Origin of the sequence: Pseudoalteromonas sp. S3785 (genome assembly GCF_005887365.1) — a bacterium.
Taxonomy (GTDB): Bacteria; Pseudomonadota; Gammaproteobacteria; order Enterobacterales; family Alteromonadaceae; genus Pseudoalteromonas.
Genome location: NZ_PNCT01000099.1, coordinates 1 through 3,717, shown reverse-complemented (window position 1 = coordinate 3,717; position 3,717 = coordinate 1). Strand labels below are relative to the sequence as shown.

The window sequence follows — 3,717 nt, the reverse complement described above, 5'->3', positions numbered from 1 at the left end:
CTCGGTGGTGACATAATCGCTTTTAAATGAAAGCATAGGCTAACCAGGTAGCAGGAACTTACCTCGCGTTTGTATTGAATTTTTTCGCGGCATAAAGCTGCTGCTACTGATTAATTTCACCACAGAGGGCACTGCGCGCTACACAGAGGAAAGAATAGGGGAGTCACTGCTCCTATTCTTTCCTTCTCTTCTCGGTGGTGAGATAATCATTTTTAAACAAAAACAATGCGCGCCCGCCTATTCAAACACCCACAAAAAAAGGCGCTAAACAGCACCTTTTTTAAATGGTTTAGGCTCTATTTTTAGTTTTGAAACCTAAAAACTTAAACCTAAAACAGACGCGATATAAAATCGCGGCTACAACTTAAGCAATTTTTTTCTCTTCTATGCTTGCTAGGTATTCATCAAACGTACCCTGAAAATCAATAACTTGTTTATCTTTAATATCAATAATACGGGTGGCTAATGACGATACAAACTCGCGGTCGTGGCTTACAAAAATCAGCGTGCCTTTAAAGTCTTTTAATGCATTATTAAGCGCTTCAATGGCTTCCATATCCATGTGGTTGGTTGGCTCGTCCATTACCAGTACGTTTACGTCTTGCATCATTAACTTACCAAATAACAAACGGTTTTTTTCACCACCTGAGCAGTTACGCGCTTTTTTGTTTGCATCGTCGGCGGTAAACAATAAACGCCCTAACATGCCGCGCACCATTAAATCGTTGTGCTTGGCTGTGCGCCACTGCGACATCCAATCGAATAACGTTAAATCGTTATCAAAATCTTTTGTGCTGTCTTGCGGGCAGTAACCAAAGGTCGCATTTTCTGACCATTTAATCTCGCCTTCATTGCATTTTAGCTCGTTTACCAAACAGCGTAAAAAGGTGGTTTTACCCACACCGTTTTCGCCAATAATGGCAAGTTTAGCGCCGGCTTCTAATAAAAAGTCGCCGCCGCTAAATAAGGGTTCGCCATCAAAACCGTGCCCTAGCTTGGTTACTTCAAGCGCTTGACGATACATTTTTTTACCTTCGTCAAAACTAAGTGACGGGCTCATACGGCTTGACGCTTTAACGTCATCTAGCTTTATTTTTTCCATTTTTTTAGCGCGCGAGCTGGCTTGCTTAGCCTTAGAGGCGTTTGCGCCAAAGCGGTTAACAAAGTCTTGTAGCTCATCAATTTCAGCGCTCTTTTTAGCGTTTTCGGCTAATAACTGCTCACGCTGTAAGCTAGACGCTTCTAAAAACTTTTCGTAATTACCTGGGTAAATTCGCAGCTCGCCGTAGTCAATATCGGCCATGTGAGTACATACCGAATTTAAAAAGTGGCGGTCATGCGAAATAATAATCATGGTGCATTTACGTTTATTAAGCTCATTAGCAAGCCACGTAATAGTATGAATATCCAAGTTATTGGTTGGCTCATCGAGTAGCAGTATGTCTGGGTTTGCAAATAACGCCTGCGCTAAAAGCACACGTAATTTCCAACCTGGGGCAACATTTGCCATTAACCCATAATGAAACTCTTTATCTATACCCGCTTCTATTAGTATTTCTTCAGCGCGGCTTTCGGCTGTGTAACCGTCCATTTCGGCAAAAACGCTTTCAAGGTCGGCCACTTTCATGCCGTCTTCTTCGCTCATTTCTGGTAATGAGTAAATACGGTCGCGCTCTTGCTTTACTTTCCAAAGCTCTACGTCGCCCATAATTACGGCATCTACAACGCTATATTGCTCAAAGGCAAACTGGTCTTGGCTTAGGTTACCTACTTTAAGCCCCGGCGTAATCGACACATTACCCGCACTTGGCACAAGCGCACCGCTTAAAATTTTCATGAAGGTCGACTTACCACAGCCGTTAGCGCCAATTAAACCATAACGGTTACCGTTACCAAATTTAGCTGAAATGTTTTCAAACAACGGCTCTGCGCCAAACTGCATCGTAATATTTGCGGTGGAGATCAAAAAGTTAGTCCTAGAAAAGTACTGACAGGGTTATGGCACAGCAGGTGCGAAAATAGACCAGGCAATAGAAGTAAATAAGGCGGCAAATTATACAGCCCAAGTATATTAAAGGCTAGCTTATTGAAACGTTAATTTACTTGATTGCTTTTGAGCACGGCTTTATTGTAATAAAAAGTATGAAAAAAGAGTGAGCTATGTCACCAGCTAAAATTCGTAGTGAAGTTATAAAACTGAGTAAGTTAAGTGTAAAGCAGCCAGATTATTACTTTATTCAAGGTTACTTTTTAGGGTTAGGTTTACTGCCCGACATGATAATGCCCAACCAATGGCAGGCAGACCTATTAGGTGAAATTAATTTCACATCAGATACAGAGTTAAAGTACCTCGAAAGCCTGATGGCCAATTACAATAACAGCATGCAAAAAGTGATGAGCGAAGACTTTAAAATGCCCACTAAATGCAGCCTATCGAAAACAGATTACCGCGATTCACTCAAAGCTAATATGCCATTACCAAATTACTGTAAAGGGGCATTACAGGCACTTAAGTTTATTAATAAACGTACCTAGATAAAAGCCAAAAAGAGCTGCTCACAAGTTTAAATGAAGTACTTAATGCGTTTAGCTCTGAGCAAGCCGCAGTGAAAAAGTTTGCTAGCAATCAAGGTCTAGCGGAGTCATTTAAAAAGAATTACGTCTACTTTGTGGCCGATGCGCTTTACAATATTCGTTTTATTGAAGATCCCCACTGGAGCGATGAAGACGAGGCTGCGTTTAACGAACAATTTACACATCAACAGCACAACGATGAATTTGTAGCAGGTAAAATGATTGATGATGAAACGATTGATCAGTTAATGGAAGCAATCCTTAGTGACTTTACCCCAAGAGCGTTTGAGCCGATAGAAGCGTTACTTGAACTGTTTGAGGGGGTTATAACAGTGCAATATATAGCACAAAACCAAGGCCATTTTTGGCTGAACCACGAAACACGGCCTTACATGGCATTACGCGCGCACCGTGCACAAATCAACGCGTTACAAGGCAACATACAACTTGCCATTGATGAATTAGAAACGCTGTTGCAACTAAACCCCATGGATAATCAAGCAAATCGTCATTGGCTAATGAACTGCTACATAATTAAAGGGCAGTGGCAAAAGTTAGATGCATTTTTAGCCGACTTTGACAGCGAAGAACTCTATGCCACAGCAAGCCGTGCCTTAAGTGAGTTTCATAAAAATGGTGATTCAAGCCAAGCCAAACAATATAAAAAGAAACTTAAACAGCTTAATAAACATTTTATAAAAATACTCACCGGGCAAGAAAAACTAAAAGATGAGGGCTTTGATTTCTACAGCCCAGGTAGTAAAGAAGAAGTAGCTTTATACCTAAATTCACTTGGCAAACAAGCCTGGATAGCAGCCGAAGGTAGTTTGTTTTGGTTACGCAAAAAGCTTTAAAAAGTGAAGGTTGTAGGCTTAGAGCTTGCTCGAGCAAGACGCGACTTACTTCTCTAAAGCGCAGCGTCTGTTATCCTCTTTGTGAATAATTGGCTTAACTTGTTTTTCACCACCGAGGGCACAGAGGCGCTTCGCGCTTCACAGAGAAACATAGGTATAAATAAGTCACTTCTCCTGCTTTTCTCCTTCAGTTCGCGGTGGTAACATAATCGCTTTTAAAAGAAAGCATAGCGATACGATGAGCAACGTCTAGCGCTGCATTTTATACGACCTTGTATGTTTACGTGGT

3 protein-coding genes are annotated in these 3,717 nt (G+C 41.3%); 2 read left to right on the top strand and 1 reads right to left on the bottom strand.

The window, feature by feature from the left end:
* Window positions 1-364: 364 nt before the first annotated feature.
* A complete protein-coding gene (locus CWC17_RS18320) occupies window positions 365-1,966 on the bottom strand; it encodes an ABC-F family ATPase (protein WP_138614530.1) in 1,602 nt (533 codons plus the stop codon).
* A 194-nt stretch (window positions 1,967-2,160) separates the two neighbouring features.
* On the opposite strand from CWC17_RS18320, the gene CWC17_RS19620 reads away from it, so the two are divergent.
* Both CWC17_RS19620 and CWC17_RS19615 read left to right on the top strand, forming a co-directional pair.
* Window positions 2,161-2,535: a UPF0149 family protein gene (locus CWC17_RS19620; RefSeq protein WP_249935946.1), complete on the top strand. Its 375-nt coding sequence runs from the start codon at window positions 2,161-2,163 to the stop codon at window positions 2,533-2,535.
* A 71-nt stretch (window positions 2,536-2,606) separates the two neighbouring features.
* On the top strand, window positions 2,607-3,428 hold the full coding sequence (locus tag CWC17_RS19615; RefSeq protein WP_249935945.1) for a hypothetical protein: 822 nt from the start codon (window positions 2,607-2,609) through the stop codon (window positions 3,426-3,428).
* Window positions 3,429-3,717: the final 289 nt, after the last annotated feature.

What these genes read in the sequence shown, in the direction of transcription:
- CWC17_RS19620 (WP_249935946.1), top strand. Translation starts at nt 2,161, where the DNA reads ATGTCACCAGCTAAAATTCGTAGTGAAGTTATAAAACTGAGTAAGTTA.